The sequence below is a fragment of the Halomonas sp. LS-001 genome (genome assembly GCF_052983955.1).
Genome location: NZ_CM129816.1, coordinates 1,391,302 through 1,409,075, shown reverse-complemented (window position 1 = coordinate 1,409,075; position 17,774 = coordinate 1,391,302). Strand labels below are relative to the sequence as shown.

Genomic DNA, 17,774 nt, shown 5'->3' with positions numbered 1-17,774 from the left:
GTGACAACCACCGAAACACGTCCTGCCTCCGCCACGTACTCAACGCCCTCATCAGCCGTGCAAAATCGCTTGCCCGGCCTGACGCGTTTGCATACCCATGCGCCGAGCACAAGCACGCAGCAGCGCGATTTGCCTCTCGTCCTCCTGATGGACGGGTCACCGGCACGCATCGCTATGTGAGACAACATGAAACGGATGCTCATCAATGCGACCCAGCCAGAAGAGCTGCGCGTCGCCCTTGTCGATGGTCAACGCCTTTACGATCTGGACATTGAGTCCGGCGCTCGGGAACAGAAAAAAGCCAACATTTATCGCGGAAAGATCACCCGCGTTGAACCTTCTCTCGAAGCGGCCTTTGTCGATTTCGGCGCTGACCGTCACGGTTTCCTGCCGCTTAAGGAAATTTCCCGCGAGTACTTCCTCAAGGATGTTTCTGGTCGCCCCAGCATCAAGGAAGTCCTGAAAGAAGGTCAGGAAGTCATTGTTCAGGTAGATAAGGAAGAGCGCGGCAACAAAGGGGCCGCCCTGACAACTTTCGTCAGTCTGGCAGGACGTTTCCTGGTGCTGATGCCCAATAACCCGCGTGCGGGGGGCATTTCACGCCGGATTGAAGGGGAAGAACGCAGCCAGCTTAAAGATGCCATGAACCAGCTGACCATGCCTGACAAGATGGGCCTGATCGTTCGCACCGCTGGTATTGGCCGCTCACCGGAAGAACTTCAGTGGGATCTGGACTACCTGGTTCAGGTTTGGGAGTCGATCACTTCCGAAGCGTCCAAGCGCCCTGCTCCCTTCCTGATTTACCGTGAATCCAACGTTATTATCCGCGCAATGCGTGATTATCTGCGTCAGGATATCGGTGAAGTGCTGATCGACAGCCCTGATATTCACAACGATGCGCTGAATTTTATTCGTCAGGTGATGCCATCGTATCAGCAGAAAATCAAACTTTACGAAGATGAAGTTCCGCTGTTTTCGCGCTTTCAGATCGAGTCGCAGATCGAAACGGCCTATCAGCGCGAAGTGAAGTTGCCGTCTGGTGGCTCCATCGTGATTGATCATACTGAAGCGCTGGTTTCCATCGATATCAACTCGGCTCGCGCCACGCGCGGCAGTGATATTGAAGAGACGGCCTTGCAGACCAACTCGGAAGCGGCCGACGAAATCGCCCGCCAGCTTCGCCTGCGCGATATCGGCGGTCTGGTAGTGATTGATTTCATCGACATGGGCCCGGCGCGCAATCAGCGTGAAGTTGAGAACCGCATGCGTGATGCGCTGAAGCTTGACCGCGCACGCGTTCAGATCGGGCGCATTTCGCGCTTTGGCCTGATGGAAATGTCCCGCCAGCGCCTGCGCCCATCGCTAGGTGAAACCAGCGGCGTCGTATGCCCGCGCTGTAATGGCCAGGGCACCATTCGTGACGTGCGTTCGCTGTCACTTTCCATCATGCGCTTGATCGAAGAAGAAGCCATGAAGGAACGCAGCGCGCAGATTCGCGCCATTCTGCCCGTCCCAGTGGCAACTTACCTGCTGAACGAAAAGCGCAGCGTATTGGCGGATATTGAAGCACGTCAGGAAGTTCGTGTCGTTCTGCTGCCTAACCCGGAAATGGATACGCCGCATTATGATGTCCAGCGCCTTCGGGATGACCATCTGGACGAGGAAGACTTCCAGTCAGTCTCAAGCTTTGAAATTTCAACCGATAGCGACGTCGGCAAAGAGCCTGAGCACAGCTTCAAGCCACCTGCCCAGCGCGCTGAAGCGGCCGTCAAGAGCGTTGTGCATAACGCACCTGCCCCAGCGTCGCTGCAAAACGACACCCAGACAGACCCGCTGGCACCTGCGGCTCCGTCTTCCACACTGGTAGGTCGGCTGATTCGCAGCTTTGCCAAAATGCTCGGTGGTGAAGAAGAAACGCCGGAAGAAACGTCGACGCGCACGCCCGCACCGACTCGCAAGCCGGTTAGCCAGCGTCAGAGCAGCTCACGGTCCTCCAGCAGAAGTTCTAACAGCACAACTGCCAGCAAAGAAACGTCCGGCAAGGGCGGTTCTGGTAGAGATAACGCTGGAAAAGACAGTGTCAGTAAGGAAAGTGGTAGTAAGGATAGTGTCAGTAAGGACAACGTTAGCAAAGACAATGCTGGCAAGGACAGCGCCGGAAAAGAAAGCACCCGCGCTCAGGACAAACGCTCTCAAGAAGGTCGCACTCAACAGGAAAGCGGCAAAAACAGCGCGCCGAAAGCTAAGCGCCAGGAAACTTCCTCTCAACAGGAAACGGCGACTGCCAAGGATGACAACGCCAAGGCCGATAACGCGAAAACCGATAACACAGAGAAGCGCAGCGGGCCGACCCGCACGCGCAATCGCCGCAAGCATCCGCAACAGGATAAAAGCGCCAGCCATAACCGTCAGCAAAGTGATGCCGAGCAACCTGCGGACAGCGTGCCGGAGGCAAGCCAGGCATCCAGGCAAGACGTACCGGACACGGCCAGCGCCGACACACCCAAGGATGACGGCAAACCCAAGCGCACCCGCAACAATCCGCGCCAGCGTTCACGCCAGCACGCATTGAACCCCGAAGCTGAAGCTGAACAGAAAGCCCTGCAGGCTGAAGCGCAGGAGGCTCCTGAGAAGGCTCCTGAGGTGGCGCCGAGCGAGGTAACGGCTGCGCCTGAAGCACCGACTGCTGAACAAGCGGACGCGACACCCTCGGTTGCGGAACCGTCAGCTGAAAAACCGGTCGTTGAAACACCGGTTGCTGAAACGCCCGCTGCTGAGCTGTCAGCTGATGAGCCGACGCTTAACGAGAAGACAGCGGCTGACGAAAATTCAGCTGCGCTGCCATCGGCGACGGAACAGCCTGCGGTCAGTGAGCAGACGACGGATGCGCCGCTGGACAAGGCAACGGCTGACCAAACGAAAAAAGCGGCAGAAAGCGCGGCTGAGTCTGAGAATGTGACACCTCAGGATGAGACGACTGACAGCCAGAAACCGACCTCTCGTCAACGTTCATCATCAAGTGGTGGAAACCGCAGAACTCCTGCCGTTTCAGCCGCCAGAAATGTCACGACAGAAGCACCTGCTGACACGATGGCGACGGAAGCGAGCGAAGCGAATGGCGATGCTGAGCCAGCAGGTGAGCAGACGTCAGAGGCTGCCAGCAGCGTCACACAGCCATCAAGCGAGGCTGCTGCACAGGCAAACGACGCTATACAGGTAAACGTCGACGTACAGGAAAACGCAGTACCTGACAGCGAAACGCCGACGGCTTTCGAAGCATCCACGCCTGTACAGCCCGATGCCAGTGCGCCAACCGCTGAGGCTCAAGCAGCTGAAAGCAGCGACGCTAGTGACGCTCTCGCTGAGAAAGCGGACAGCGACGAAACACCAGCGCCCGCAATGGCAACGGTTGATGCTTCAACTGAAGATACATCAGCCCCGGTGACGGCAACGGCTGATGATCAGCAGCAAACGGCAGAGCCTGACGCCAGTGTTGAAGCTTCTTCTGCTGCCGGAACCTCTTCAGCTGAAACCTCTGCGACCGAGACGCCTTCTGACGCCGACGTCACAGCCGAGGCTACGGCAACCGAAAAAGCCACGGCAACCGAAGGCAGCGCCTCGAAAGAAGACGCTCCTTCCACCGAAGACGCTTCTTCAGCGCAACAGAAAGCCACCTCGCGTCGGCGTCGCCGGGCTCACAATGACCCGCGTGAGTTGCGCAAGCGCCAGCAACAGGATGCCAGCGGTGAGTAAGCCAGCAACCTGAGCCAAAGGTAAGTCGTTCAGCAATGAGCGGCTACCTACCAAAAAGCCCGAGGCAAATGTTTGCCTCGGGCTTTTTACTGGGTAACGTCTTTTCAGGCGTTTAAAGGGTGCGTGGTTCAATCTCCAGAATGACGCCAAAACGCGTTTTCACCGTCGCCGCAATATGATCCGCCACGTCCAGTAATCCCGCTCGATCCCCGCCACCAAAATGCACCAGCACCAATGCCTGGCGCTCATGTACCCCAAAAGGCCCGAAGCGCACCCCCTTGAGTCCACACTGATCAATCAGCCAACCTGCGGCCAGTTTGACAGTGCCATCCGGTTGAGCAAAGTGCACAAGCATCGGATGACTGGCAAGCAGCGCCTTTGCCTGCTCTGCGCTGACCAGCGGGTTCTTGAAAAAACTGCCCGCATTGGCCAGCTCTGCGGGGTCTGGCAGTTTTTCCTGACGCACCTGGCAAACGGCCCGGGCCACATCGGCGCTGCTCGGGTTATCTCCAACCCGCTTGCTGAGATCGCCATACCCCAGCGTCGGCTCGGCATGGCGTTTAAGCCGCAGGATAAGGCGTGTGATGATCACCTGACCTTGTAGCGCATTTTTGAAGATACTGTCGCGATAACCAAAGGCGCAGTCTTCATTCGACAACCAATCGACGGAGCCATCCGCCAGATACATGACCTGCACGGCGTGCAGAACATCCGCCAGCTCTACACCATAAGCGCCGATATTCTGCACGGGAGCGGCCCCGCAATCTCCCGGTATCAACGCCAGGTTTTCGATGCCCCATAGCGCTTTTTCGACCAGAGCCATCACCAGCGTATGCCAGTTAACGCCAGCCCCGACATGCACCAGGACATCCTCGCCTTGAGCTTCAAGCCACCATTGGTTCAACGCCGGATGAATAACCAGACCGTCAAGCTGCTCAGGCAACAAGACGTTACTGCCGCCGCCCAGCACATGGATGGTGTCTTGTGCATGCGCTTGCCTGACACAACGCTGCAACGCTGGCAGCGTCGTTGGTGCACTAAACCACTGCGCATTAACGGGCAGTCTCAGCGTATTCGCCTTCGTCAGATCAACATTTGGCTGCCAGTCATAGTGTGGTTTCATGATGCCTGCCGCAGGTGCGTCACCAGACCTTGTGAGGCGGTTTCAATCAAATTCAAGACGTCTTCAAAACCTTCCTCACCGCCGTAATACGGGTCCGGAACGGCACTATCCGGCTGACCGGCAAAGGCCAGAAAAAGGCAACTCTCGCCCGCATAGTCAGCCGGTTGCATTGCCTGTATGGCATCCAGGTTATCGTGGTCCATCGCCAGAATATAATCAAAGCGTGCAAAATCTTCTCGACAAAGCTGACGGGCACGCAGGTGGCTGATATCTATCCCACGGCGCCTGGCTGCCTGTTGTGCCCGAGCATCCGGCGATTTCCCTACGTGCCAGTCACCGATACCACAGGAGTCCACCGTCACCTTGTCCTGCATTCCCTGCGCCTTTAGCACCTGCCTGAAGACACCTTCAGCGCTCGGCGAGCGGCAGATATTACCCAGGCAGACAAACAATACGTTCATTTTCTCTCCTGTTATTGACGGGTTAATTGGCTATCCAGCAGCTGACGCACGCGTTCCAGATCCTCAGCGGTATCAACGCCGGGCGGATTGACCTCGCTGGCAAGCGCCACCTGAATCACATGGCCATGTTGCAGCGCACGTAACTGCTCCAGTTGTTCCAACTGCTCAAGCATCGCAGGCGGATAATCACGATAAGCTTTAAGGAAAGACGTCCTGTAAGCATAAATACCAATATGTCTTAGCCAGGCATCGGTCTCCAGCAGCTCAGGGCGAGCAGCAAAATGGTCACGGTCCCAGGGAATCGGTGCGCGGGAAAAATACAGCGCCCGGCCTTCCAGGGTACGCACCACTTTCACCACGTTAGGATTGAACAGCGAGTCAATATCACCAATCGATTCTGCCAGTGTGGCAATCGATGCATCCGGGTCGTCCGCCAGACGCTGAGCGACCTGATCAATCAGCGCCGGTGGAATCAGCGGCTCATCTCCCTGCACATTCACCACCAGGGTGTCATCACTCAGGGATAATGTTTCCGCCACCTCGGCCAGCCGGTCAGTGCCGGAGGGGTGCCCAGCATCCGTCATCACCACCTCAGCGCCGTAGGGCAATAGCGCCTCCCGGATGCGTTCATCGTCGGTCGCTACGACGACGCGGGTGGCCTGACTCTGACAGGCACGGCGCCAGACATGCACCACCATGGGCTCACCTGCGATAGGCAGCAGCGGCTTGCCTGGCAAACGGGTCGAACCGAAACGGGCGGGCACCACCGCAATAAACTCGGGAGACATCGAATGAAGGGAGGCGGATGACGGTGTTGTGGCGGAGCCAGTCATGTCACGCCACTCCGTTACGGCCAGGAGACGTCGGCAATTTTTCGTCGGCATCCATCGAGCGCGCCTGTTCCGGCAGCATCACGGGAATATCGTCTTCGATGGGATAGGCCAGGCCATCATAAAGACATTGCAGCTCCTGTGCGTCACGCACATATTTAAGTTTGCCTTTGCAAAGCGGGCAAACCAGCATGGCCAGCAATTGTTTATCCATCAGTGCTTCTCCTCGCAGATAGCATGGCTAACCGGTCGGCTAGCCACTGCTCAAATTCAGGTGGAAGTTCAGCTTCCACATCCAGGACCCAACTATCAGGCGGGGCAATATCACGGCATTTCACCGCGTCTTTCGCGGTCATCAAAAGGGGCCGTGGTGTGTCCGTCTGAGCAAATTGTAATGCAGACGCCTCATACTGATAATGATCGGCAAAGGAATGCCAGCTGCCGACAACACCCAGCGTCGTAAGGGTGTCGAAAAACCGCTCCGGCCGCCCGATACCCGCCATGGCATCCACGGGAAGCGTGAAGGGTAACGGCGCCAGGGAATATTGTTCGCCACTACTCAGCAGGCGCCACTGTCTGGGCACCAGACGCATCGGAGTGATATGCCCTGACAGGCTGTGCTGGCTGTCCCCGTTAACCAGAACAGCATCAACGTCAGCAAGACGAGATGCAGGTTCACGTAAGGGGCCAGCCGGTAAACATCGGCCATTACCCAGCCCGCGTACGCCATCCACCACGGCAAACTCAATATTACGCCCCAGCGCCAGGTGTTGCAGGCCATCATCACTGACGATGACATCGCAGCCAGCATCTATCAGCGCCCTGGCGCCTCTGGCGCGTTGCGGGTCGGCGACCACAGGCACACCTGTCTGCTGGGCCAGCATCAAGGGTTCATCGCCGCTTTCTTCGACCCTTGTGTCTGGCGTCACGGTCAGCGGATAGTGCGCGGCTTTGCCCCCGTAGCCTCGGGTGACAATGCCGGGGGTATAGCCTTGAGCCGCCAGCCAACGGACCAGCCATGCCACGATTGGTGATTTTCCAGTGCCTCCCAGGGTGATATTACCCACGACAATCACCACGACCGGGGCGCTCCATATCCGGCGTTGCCCTGCCCGGTAAGCATTATTGCGTCGGGCCATCAGCCAGCCATAAAGCGCCCCCAGTGGACGCAATGGAGCCAGCCAGACACTGCCTCGATAGGCGGCTTCAAGCCAACGCTGCGCGAGGTTCATGACAGCGCCTGTCCACTCGACGGTTGACCATCAGGCTCCTGAAACTGCAGCTGGTAGAGCGCTGCATAAGCACCTTCACTTGCCAGTAGCTGAGCATGGGTTCCCTGCTCAAGCACACGCCCCTGTTCCATCACGACAATCCGGTCGGCCCGCTCAATCGTTGAAAGGCGATGAGCAATGACCAGTGTGGTTCGTCCCTTGCAGACATGTTCCAGCGCTTTCTGAATATAACGCTCTGACTCGGTATCCAGCGCCGAGGTTGCCTCATCAAAAATCAACAGCGGTGCATCCTTGTATATGGCACGGGCAATCGCCAGACGCTGACGCTGGCCACCCGACAGCATCACCCCATTGTCGCCAACGCGGGTCTGGTAGCCCTCGGGCAGATGCTCGATAAACTCATGCGCATGAGCGGCCTTTGCAGCCGCTTCCACTTCCGCCATATCCGCATCGTCGATGCCATAGGCGATATTGTCGGCAATGGTGGTATTGAACAGGGTGATGTGCTGCGACACGATGGCAATATTTTGACGCAATGGCGCCAGCTGATAATCACTGATATCGATGCCATCAATGGTAATGCGTCCTTCCGTGGGCGTATAAAAGCGCGGTAACAGATTTACCAGTGTCGATTTTCCGCTGCCCGAGCGACCAACCAGAGCCACCAGCTCACCGGCAGCAACCTTCAGGTCAATGCCATGCAAGACATCCGGCTGCTCTTCTCCATAGCGGAAACGCACGCCCTCAAGCGCAACCTCTCCGTGCAATTGCTGAGGCAGGATTTTGCCTTCATCCGCCTCGCGAGGCTCGTCGAGCAGGGAAAACAGCTCGCTGGCGGCGGCAATGCCTTTTTGAATCTCGCTGTTGATTTCCGTTAGCTGGCGCACCGGCTTGACCATCAGTGCCGCGGCAGTAATAAAGGCGACAAACTCACCCGGCGTCATGTCTTCCAGCAAGGCTGGCGCCATCGCCAGCCACACCAGCAGCGCCATCGACACGGCGACCAGCATGAGAATAACCGGAGAGCTGACGGCCTTGGTCATGGCTTCTTTCATGCTCTGACGGCGATTTTCTTCACTCACTTGAGCAAAGCGCTGTTTTTCATAGTCCTCTGCCCCATGAGTGCGCACGACACGGTGACCGGAAATGGCTTCTGAGGCGACATGGGTAACATCCCCCATGGAATGCTGAATACGCTTTGAAATATGCCGAAAACGTTTACTGACATAGCTAACCACCAGGGCAATCAATGGCGTTACGCCCAGAAAAAGCAGGGTCAGCAACCAGTTTGTCCATAACAGATAACCTAACAGACCAATCACAAACAGGCCTTCACGCAGCAGCGTCGTCACGGCTTTGGTCGCCGCCCCTGCCACCTGTTCAACATGATAGGTTACCCGCGATACCAGATGCCCGCTGGAATGGTGGTCAAAGAAAACACCTGGCAAATGCAGCATATGAGCGAACACATCACAACGCAGCGTGTGAATGATGTAGCGTCCGACATAAGACATGAAATAGGTACTCAGGAAGGTGCCCAATCCACGTGCCGAAAACATGATGATCACAAACATCGGCAGGAAAATGCGAAACGCCGCATCCGGGTTCTGAATGCCATCAATCAGACGCTTCATTAGCTCGGCAAGCGCGGTGCTTGAAGCCGCGTAGATAACAAAACCAACGATTGCCAGACTGAAGGCCCGCCAATGTGGCTTTACATAGCTCAGCAAGCGCTTGTAAACGGATAATCCAGATTCAGTCACATGCACTCCTGTTGGCAATGTCCATAAGAAATTCTACCTGATCAAGAACAAGTTCAACACCGCCGACGTCCACCACCCAAGGTGCGATGCGGTTCGATATGTAACGACTCACCAGGAATCAGCCATAGCGTGATAGCACCATCATGAGCCGTATTCCACAAACAGCTGCCCACGCGGCGAAACCGACGGACCACGTCATCGGCAGGATGCCCAAAAGCGTTATCACGACCAGCGCTGAAGACAACATGCTCAGGCCGCGTTGACCGCACAAACTGCACACCCGAACTGGTATTGCTGCCATGATGGCCCGCTACCAGCACTGTCACTGGCGTTGCCAACGTTGAAATCAGACGCCGCTCGACATCAACGCCGACATCCCCTGTAATCAGCAAGGTGTGCTCACCCACCCTCACCTGCAAAACGCAGGAACGGTCATTGGCCGACAGTGTATTGTCACCCGCGGGAGGCCACAAAAAAGCATAACCAACGCCCGCCTGATTCCAGCGCTGCCCGGAATGACAGGCCTGGGTCACAGGCATGTCCGGTACATCAACAACCTCGCCTTGTGGCAACCACCATGTTGCGACGTAATGATCTTCAAGCAGGGCTTTTACGCCACCGGCATGGTCAGTATCGGCGTGGCTAACCACCACCTGCTGAAAGTGCTGCCCCGCTGGCCACAAAGTTTGCAGCGGCATGAAGCCAGAACGAAAACGCGCGCCGGTATCATACAACATCCGTTGATCATGACTGCGCAATTCCACCAGCTGCCCTTGACCGACATCCATAATACGCACCCGCAATGCACCCTCGGGCCAGGCAGGCGAGCGGGGGATAACGGCCAGCAGCAACACCACAGAAAGTGAAAAATAACGCAGTATCCGAGGCACTGTCGGTAATCCCCAGCAAAGCGCCAGCCAGATAAACCCTAGCCCCAGCCTGTGATAATGAGTAAACGCGGGCTCCCACAATGGCAGGTAGGCTGCATGGAACGTCAGCAGCTTATGGAATACACCTAACGCCTGCTCAAATACCCACCAGCTGGCTGCGCTCAGTGGCGCAATAGGCACTAACAGCCAACCCAGCAAGGCACTTGGCACCATGATAAGGCTTACCCACGGCACTGCCACCAGATTAATCACGGGTGCCAGCGGGGCCACACGTCCGAAAGCCAGCAGAACAGCGCCCGCCATCAGAGGCGCCAATAGCCACTGGGTGCGGACTAACGCCCACAGCCAACCTCTCCATCCGCGCGGACGTCGTCGACCATTCCAGATAACAATCAACCAGGCGACCGCCACAAAGGAAAGCCAGAAACCGGGTCGCCAAGCAGCTAGCGGATCAACGAGCATCACCAGCGCAATGGCCAGCCACCACGCCTGCCAGGGACCCGGCGCATGCCGACCACTCGCCACCCACAACCCGACCAACGCCATGATCATGGCACGCAGTGCCGGTGGCGCCAACCCTGCCAGAGTGGCATAGGCAATGGTGGAAAATGCCGCAAACCACCAGGGCCAGGTGCGCAGCCGCCAGTTGCCTGGGCTTATCAAACGAGCCACCGTTCGCGCCAGCAACAGGCCAAAGGTGGCAATCAAACCGACATGCAGCCCCGAAATCACCACGAGATGCGTCACCCCCGCGTGATTGAGCAGGCGCCAGTCTTCGCGGGTAAGCTGATCGCTATCCCCCAGTGTCAGCGCCGCCAGCCAGCGCCGTGATATTTCGTTCAATGGCTGTTCTGCCAGATGATCAAGCCCAAGCTGGCGCAGCGAAAAACCCGGTTCAGAGAGTTTGACGGGAGGTGGGGATTGGCGAATATAGCCGGTGGCATGCAGGCGCTCACGCCACAACCAGGCCTGATAATCAAACGCATGAGGATTACCAAAACCACGTGGTGGACGTAATCTTAAGGTCATTTCCCAATGCTCACCGGGTTGAAACGGCGTAGATTGATACCCACTCACACGTACCTGATTCAGCGACTGGCAGCGAAGTCTGTCAGGGGGCGCCACACAACGCAGCAGCTGCAGATTCAACCGCGAAATCCCTTTGTCAGCGTTTACACTTAGCACTTTAGCTTCAACGCGCAGATCAACGCCACTTAAGCCCAAAGGCAAGGCTCGCCCTTGCTCAAGAGACAGCAATGTCACCAGCACGCCCCAAAGAAGCCATAAACTAAGTGCTGCTAATCGCCAGGCGGTTAGCAGAAGACCAATAACAAGATAGAGACCCAGCATTAATTCCGGGAAGTGTCGAATCAGCCCGGAAGCTACACCCAGCACCCCGCCAAACACTGCAAGTGCGGCGGGTAATGCCCAGCCTATGCGCATTTTCGCCCTCCTTGGCGAACCCTTGGTAAAACGCTGATTTCGCGTTCACATAGCCTAACGCTGATACTATATGGATAATAGACGTTTCACTGGGCAAGAGTATTGACCATGCCGCGGCGGTTTTTACAACGCTACATGCCAAAACCCGACACTCTGCGGCGGCAACGCTCATTGCGGTGGCTGGCACCATTGCTGACCGACCCGCGTTTATGGCTACTCACCCGCCGCAGCGTGGCCAACGCCTTTAGCGTTGGCCTTTTCTGTGCCATGTTGCCTATCCCTTTCCAGATGATCATCGCCGCATTGGGGGCTCGTCTGACCCGTTGCAACCTGGCCCTGTCGGTTGGCCTGGTATGGGTTACCAACCCGCTCACCATGCCGCTGATTTTTTACGGCAATTACCTGATTGGCGCTTTTTTCATGGACATTCCCGTCCGCGAGGCGCCAACGCGTATATCGACTCGCTGGGTGGCTGAACAGATGCAGGACATCATGCCGGCACTTGCGCTTGGCTCGCTGATAAGCGCCATTGCCCTTGCGATTATTGCCAATGTCGGGATTCGCCTGATCTGGCGCTGGAACGTATCACGCAACTGGCGTCAACGCCGCCTGAAACGCCAGCGGCGTCGCGCCAAAATCGAATCGGAGTTTGATGATGATGCCCGCTAGCAGACAGCTTCTTTACTTAGCTGCCATCCTCCACTAATTGGCCGTTATCCAGTTTCATCACACGGTCCTGGTGAGCGGCCAGATCACGGTCATGGGTAACAATTACAAAGGCACAGGCCGTTTCTCTGGCGAGTTCATCCATCAAGGAAAGAATCGTTGAAGCCGTCTGTTGATCAAGATTCCCCGTTGGCTCATCCATCAGCACCAGGCTCGGGTCAGTAACCAGCGCTCGGGCAATCGCCACCCGCTGGCGCTCACCGCCGGATAACTCACCCGGTTTATGGTCAGCACGCTCGGCCATTCCCACACGCGTCAACAATGCCAGCGCCTGCTTTTCTGCTTCCCGCTTGCGCTGACCACGGATAATCAAGGGTAAGGCGGCATTTTCCACCGCCGTGAACTCGGCCAACAGATGGTGAAACTGATACACAAAACCGATATAGCGATTACGGAAACGTCCCAGTGCCGCCTCTCCCAGTCCGGCAAGCGACTCCCCCGCAATGGTAACGCGACCCTCACTGGGGCGGTCGAGCCCGCCCATCAGATTCAGTAGCGTGGTTTTTCCGGAACCGGAACTGCCGACAATCGCCACGCGCTCACCGGCACGCACGCTTAACGACAGTTTATCAAGAACGGTCAGGTCCCGCGGGCCTTCGCTATACACCCGTGAAATCCCTTCACAGTTGAGCATCACCGGTGCCGATGACAGGTTTGACACAGATTCGTTTGACATAACGGCATCCTTACTCATAGCGCAGCACATCAGCGGGCTGAACACGGGCAGCACGCCAGGCGGGATAAAGGGTGGAGAGGAACGTCAACCCAAAGGCAGCAGCCACGATATTACGGACGTCTTCCCAGTGCAGGCGAGACGGCAAATCACTGATAAAGTAAACGCCAGCATTGAGGAACTGGATGCCGAATAGCGTTTCCACCCAGCCAATCAGATCGGCAACGGTCAGCGCCAGAAATATTCCGACGGCAACGCCAATCGCGATACCCATCACGCCAATCGCCAACCCTTGAACGATAAAAATCCCCATGATGGAAGCGGGGGTCGCCCCGATCGTGCGTAGAATGGCAATATCGGCACTTTTATCGGTAACCACCATCACCAGCGTCGAAACAATGTTAAAGGCAGCGACGGCAACAATAACGGTGAGCAATAGCGCAATCATGCGCTTTTCCATCTGAATCGCCTGGAACAGATTCCCTTGGGTAAACGTCCAGTCGCGCCCCTGAAACTCAGGCCCCAGTGTATTAAGAATATTCTGGGTTTCTTCACCGGCAATAAACAGATCGTTAAGCTCCAGGCGAATGCCGCCAACGGCCTCCCCCATTCGCGCCAGCACCTGCATATCCTCAATGTGCGCGTAGGCGAGATTCGCATCCAGCTCGGCTCCGACACTGAAAATACCGCTGACGGTAAAACGCTTCAGGCGCGGGAACACACCGGCCGGCGTAATCGACGCCTCAGGCACCAGAAGCGTGACCTGATCTCCCACGCCAATGCCCAGCTGCCTTGCCAGCATTGACCCCAGCACGACGTTCCACTCGCCTGGCACAAGGTCATCAAGACTGCCTTCACGCATATTCTCATCGATGATAGACACCTTGCCTTCCCATTCGGGCTCAATGCCGTTAACCATGGCTCCCTGGTTACGCCCGCCCACAGAAAACATGCCCTGCTGCTCTATATAAGGGGCGGCGCCAATCACGCGTTCCCGCTCTGACAGCTGGTTAGCCAGGATTTCCCATTCCACCAGTCCCGTGCGCGACTCGATTTTGGTATGCGGCACCATGCCCAGAATACGGGTGCGCAACTCATGATCGAAGCCATTCATCACTGACAGCACCAGAATCAGCACGGCCACACCCAGCATCAGGCCTAACATGGAGGTCATTGATATAAAAGAGATAAAATGATTCCGGCGTTTTGCGCGGACATAGCGCAGGCCCACCAGAAAAGGCAAACGATCAAACATGGCATCATTCCTTGTTAGCGAGCGCTCATGGTACGGTTTTTTTAACCCGACTGCACAGGGTTAGCGGGGTGTTTGGAACATGAAACACACCGAGCGTTCCCTGACATTAACGCTTGGCTCTGCAAACGTCTTAAAATGCTTGCAACTTGTGTCTCTCAGCCCTACATTTCGCGACACAAGATGCATCACTCATTCCCAAAAACGCTCATGGCTCAAGAGGTTCTACGTTGTCGAAAACGCGTTATCAAATGCTCCCCGAATGGGCCCCACAAGATGGCATTCAGCTTACCTGGCCACGCTTCGATGGCGACTGGGGGCCTCTGTTAGAACGTATTGAAGCAACGCTTGAGCGCATTGTGCTGGCGACTGCCCGTTATCAGCAGGTTCTGATCTGTGTACCGGATGGTGCCACCCGTGATCGCCTGTCACTTACATTCGAACGCTATAACGCCGCAAGCCAGCCTATCCACCTGATCGTTGTCGACAGCGATGATACCTGGGCGCGCGACCATGGCCCGATCAGTGTGGTGGATTCAACCGGGCAGGTGACGCTGCTGGACTATACCTTCACCGGCTGGGGCGGAAAATTTCCCGCCGAGCGTGACAATCAACTCACCGCTCAGCTGGAGGCGGCTCAGGTATGGGCCTGCCCGGTCGAGCGACGCTCACTTGTACTGGAGGGCGGCGGCATCGAAACCGATGGTGAGGGCACTTTACTGACCACTGAAGCCTGCCTGCTCAACCCCAATCGAAACCCGACCCTTTCGCGTCAGGACATTGAAAACACGCTTGCAGAAGATCTTGGGGTTGATCGTTTTCTATGGCTTAAAAACGGCCATCTGGAAGGCGATGACACTGATAGCCATATCGATACCCTGGCACGCTTTTGCGCAACGGATACCATCGCCTATGTTCGCTGCGATGACCCTGCGGACCCGCACTATCCGGCATTATCGGCAATGGAAGCAGAGTTGCAGGCCTTCAAACAGCGTGATGGCCAGCCCTATCGGCTGATCCCGCTTCCCTGGCCGTCAAGCTGTTATGCCCCTGACGATGGCCGCCGTTTACCCGCGACCTATGCCAACTTCCTGATTATCAATCAGGCCGTGCTGGCGCCGGTGTATAGCGACCCTGCGGACGTGAAGGCCCTTGAGGCGCTGGGCAATGCCTTCGCGGATCGCGTGATCATACCGATTGATTGCACTAGCGTAATCCGCCAACACGGCAGCCTGCATTGCCTGACCATGCAACTTCCGCAAGGGACGCTGATCAGCGCTTAGGCTGAATTCCAGGTCTGATAAGTTGCCAGAGTACGTGAAGATCTCTTTTTTAGAACAGGAGCCAGCATGGCGGAAAAAACACTGACAGTGGGTATTGTTCAGCAACGCGCCTGGCCAGATAAGGCCCGCAGTCTGGCAGAAAGTGAGTCTGCCATTCATGCACTGGCCAAGCAGGGTGCCGAGCTAATATTGCTGCAGGAACTGCATGCCACTCATTACTTCTGCCAGTACGAAGACCCTGCCCTGTTTGATCTGGCGGAGCCTCTCGACGGCCCGACAGGAGAACGCCTGGCCAAACTGGCGGCAACGCTTGATATTGTCCTGGTTGGCTCAATTTTTGAGCGGCGCGCTTCTGGGCTCTATCACAATACAGCGGTCGTTTACGATCGCGCGGAAGGTCGTGTTGGCCACTATCGCAAGATGCATATTCCCGACGATCCAGGCTTCTACGAGAAGTTCTATTTCACTCCCGGGGATCACGACCCAACCCAGAATGCCGGATTCACACCGATAGATACCTCTGTGGGTCGGCTGGGCGTGCTCGTCTGTTGGGACCAATGGTATCCGGAAGCAGCACGCCTGATGGCGTTGGCTGGCGCTGAACTGCTGCTTTATCCCACCGCGATTGGCTGGGACCCGAATGATTGTCAGGAGGAAAAACAGCGCCAGAAGGATGCCTGGACACTGATTCAGCGTTCCCATGGTGTTGCCAATGGGGTGCCTGTTGTCGTGGCGAACCGCGTCGGGTTTGAGGAGGATTTATCGGCAGTGGGTAGCGGAATTGATTTCTGGGGCGGCAGTTTTACCTGTGGCCCTCAGGGAGAGCTATTGGCTCATGCGGGTCAGGAAAGCGAAAACCTGCTGGTCACTTTAGACATGGCACGCGGCGAAAATACTCGACGTATCTGGCCTTATCTGCGTGATCGGCGTATTGATGCTTATGCTGACCTGACACGCCGTTACCGCGATTAGCCAAACACTAGGGTCTGTTGACGTTTCATCACGAACCGCGTTGCTGCATCAAAATGTGCCAGACAAGGCGCGGAACGCCGTTAAGGGTGGTTCCCTTCTCAAGTTTCGCAACGCAGTATGGTGCATTTTGAAGCGCAACCCGAAGGGCTGGGTCAGTTTTTATCCGCTGCGGCGTTAGTCGTCGTTCATTTGGAGTGACCAAACGTCTCTCCTCCTGCCTTGCCCCGAATAAAAACTGACACCAGCGCGGCCGTGAATGAAACGTCAACAGACCCTAGGCTCAGGCTTGATTTATCAGGTCATCCATCAGGTATATGCACCCGCCCTACTCCTTTGCATTCCATGGCTCAGCTCAGAGCGCCAGGAGGTCGGCGGGTACATATCCTGTCACGGATTATTTCCAGAAATCGCGAATCGAAGCAATTCCTTGAGCGCCAACGGCGCGAGCATGGGACGCATCAAAGCGTGTCATGCCTCCCAGGGCAAACACCGGCATGCCAGCACGCTCCACCAACTGCTGAAAATCATGCCAGCCCATAGGCGGCACTTCTGGATGTGAGGGCGTGGTACGCAGGGGCGACAGCGTCACGAAATCGCAGCCCAGTACCGCCGCCTGATCCAGCTGTGTCTGATTATGGGTCGATGCCGACAACCACTGATTTTCAGCAATCGGACGGCGGTCCAGTTTCATCAAGCGTTCGCTGGTCAGATGAATCCCGTCCGCCTCAACCTCGTCCAGTAAACCCGGATCACCGTTGAGCAAAAGACGCGCACCATGGGCGCGGCACATTACCAGCGCACGCTGGGCGCGTGCTACGTAAGTCGGTGTATCGAGCTGTTTGGCACGCAGTTGAACAAGACGAATACGGTCTTCACGTAACGCCCGCTCAAGCCGAGCGTCAAAGCACGTTTCATCTTCTTCTTCGGGCGTAATCAGATATTCGGTGGGTAGCATCACAGCGCGCAGAATCGGCAGGTTAGCGGCAGGAAACGGATAGTTGACCAGTTCCTCCATCGGTACCCAGCGTACCGCCTGACCTTCTCTGCCAAACGGCTCGCCGGAAAACTCATGTACCTGCCATACATCCAGCAGAATATGCTTGTCAGGATACTCGTGATGAACACGAATCAACGGCTGAGCGTTCATTATTTCTACGCCAAGCTCTTCATGCAGCTCTCGCTTTAACCCTTCCAGTCCGGTTTCGTAAGGCGCCAGCTTGCCACCAGGAAATTCCCACAGACCGCCCTGGTCCACATTGGACGGTCGGCGCGCGATCAGGACTTGCTTCTGATCCGCACTGACCATCGCTGCCGCAGCAACATGTACCCGTCTTTTCACCATTACACTCATTGCGTCAGTATCCACTGTTTAG

The 17,774-nt window shown here is 56.5% G+C and carries 14 protein-coding genes; 4 read left to right on the top strand and 10 right to left on the bottom strand.

From position 1 onward, the window contains the following. Nucleotides 1-186: 186 nt before the first annotated feature. A complete protein-coding gene (gene rne, locus ACU6TU_RS06255; RefSeq protein WP_447143702.1) occupies nt 187-3,753 on the top strand; it encodes a ribonuclease E in 3,567 nt (1,188 codons plus the stop codon). Between the two features lie 112 nt (nt 3,754-3,865). Here rne and murB read toward each other — a convergent pair whose 3' ends face one another. The 7 genes from murB to ACU6TU_RS06220 are packed head-to-tail and all read right to left on the bottom strand — an operon-like array spanning nt 3,866 to nt 11,495. Next, a complete protein-coding gene (murB, locus tag ACU6TU_RS06250) occupies nt 3,866-4,876 on the bottom strand; it encodes a UDP-N-acetylmuramate dehydrogenase (RefSeq protein WP_447143701.1) in 1,011 nt (336 codons plus the stop codon). After that, entirely contained in the window at nt 4,873-5,337 is a 465-nt protein-coding gene (locus ACU6TU_RS06245; RefSeq protein WP_447143700.1) for a low molecular weight protein-tyrosine-phosphatase, read from the bottom strand. The genes murB and ACU6TU_RS06245 overlap by 4 nt, the downstream gene beginning before the upstream one ends. 11 nt (nt 5,338-5,348) lie before the next feature. Then, nucleotides 5,349-6,170, bottom strand: coding sequence for a 3-deoxy-manno-octulosonate cytidylyltransferase (gene kdsB / locus ACU6TU_RS06240; RefSeq protein ID WP_447143699.1), 822 nt, complete (start codon nt 6,168-6,170; stop codon nt 5,349-5,351). 1 nt (nt 6,171) lies between these two features. Then, entirely contained in the window at nt 6,172-6,381 is a 210-nt protein-coding gene (locus tag ACU6TU_RS06235; RefSeq protein WP_447143698.1) for a Trm112 family protein, read from the bottom strand. Continuing rightward, nucleotides 6,374-7,399: a tetraacyldisaccharide 4'-kinase gene (lpxK, locus tag ACU6TU_RS06230; protein ID WP_447143697.1), complete on the bottom strand. Its 1,026-nt coding sequence runs from the start codon at nt 7,397-7,399 to the stop codon at nt 6,374-6,376. Before lpxK ends, ACU6TU_RS06235 begins: the two co-directional genes overlap by 8 nt. Continuing rightward, a complete protein-coding gene (gene msbA / locus ACU6TU_RS06225; RefSeq protein ID WP_447143696.1) occupies nt 7,396-9,162 on the bottom strand; it encodes a lipid A export permease/ATP-binding protein MsbA in 1,767 nt (588 codons plus the stop codon). Before msbA ends, lpxK begins: the two co-directional genes overlap by 4 nt. Before the next feature lie 53 nt (nt 9,163-9,215). Next, on the bottom strand, nt 9,216-11,495 hold the full coding sequence (locus tag ACU6TU_RS06220) for a DNA internalization-related competence protein ComEC/Rec2 (RefSeq protein ID WP_447143695.1): 2,280 nt from the start codon (nt 11,493-11,495) through the stop codon (nt 9,216-9,218). Nucleotides 11,496-11,603: 108 nt separating this feature from the next. Here ACU6TU_RS06220 and ACU6TU_RS06215 point away from each other — a divergent pair, with 108 nt between their 5' ends. Then, nucleotides 11,604-12,164, top strand: coding sequence for a DUF2062 domain-containing protein (locus ACU6TU_RS06215; RefSeq protein WP_447143694.1), 561 nt, complete (start codon nt 11,604-11,606; stop codon nt 12,162-12,164). A gap of 16 nt (nt 12,165-12,180) precedes the next feature. Here ACU6TU_RS06215 and ACU6TU_RS06210 read toward each other — a convergent pair whose 3' ends face one another. Beyond that, nucleotides 12,181-12,897, bottom strand: coding sequence for an ABC transporter ATP-binding protein (locus tag ACU6TU_RS06210; RefSeq protein WP_447143693.1), 717 nt, complete (start codon nt 12,895-12,897; stop codon nt 12,181-12,183). A 10-nt stretch (nt 12,898-12,907) separates the two neighbouring features. Next, complete coding sequence (locus ACU6TU_RS06205) at nt 12,908-14,149, bottom strand: lipoprotein-releasing ABC transporter permease subunit (protein WP_447143692.1); 1,242 nt, start codon at nt 14,147-14,149, stop codon at nt 12,908-12,910. 248 nt (nt 14,150-14,397) lie between these two features. Between ACU6TU_RS06205 and ACU6TU_RS06200 the strand changes: the two genes are divergently transcribed. Both ACU6TU_RS06200 and ACU6TU_RS06195 read left to right on the top strand, forming a co-directional pair. Continuing rightward, nucleotides 14,398-15,429, top strand: coding sequence for an agmatine deiminase family protein (locus tag ACU6TU_RS06200; RefSeq protein ID WP_447143691.1), 1,032 nt, complete (start codon nt 14,398-14,400; stop codon nt 15,427-15,429). 66 nt (nt 15,430-15,495) lie between these two features. Then, nucleotides 15,496-16,401 carry a carbon-nitrogen hydrolase gene (locus ACU6TU_RS06195; RefSeq protein WP_447143690.1) on the top strand — a complete coding sequence of 302 codons (906 nt, stop codon included), beginning with the start codon at nt 15,496-15,498 and terminating at the stop codon, nt 16,399-16,401. Nucleotides 16,402-16,795: 394 nt separating this feature from the next. On the opposite strand, the gene ACU6TU_RS06190 is transcribed toward ACU6TU_RS06195, so the two are convergent. Next, the gene (locus ACU6TU_RS06190) at nt 16,796-17,752 is read right to left on the bottom strand and encodes a Nudix family hydrolase (RefSeq protein WP_447143689.1); all 957 of its coding nucleotides are present in this window, start codon (nt 17,750-17,752) and stop codon (nt 16,796-16,798) included. Nucleotides 17,753-17,774 lie beyond the last annotated feature (22 nt).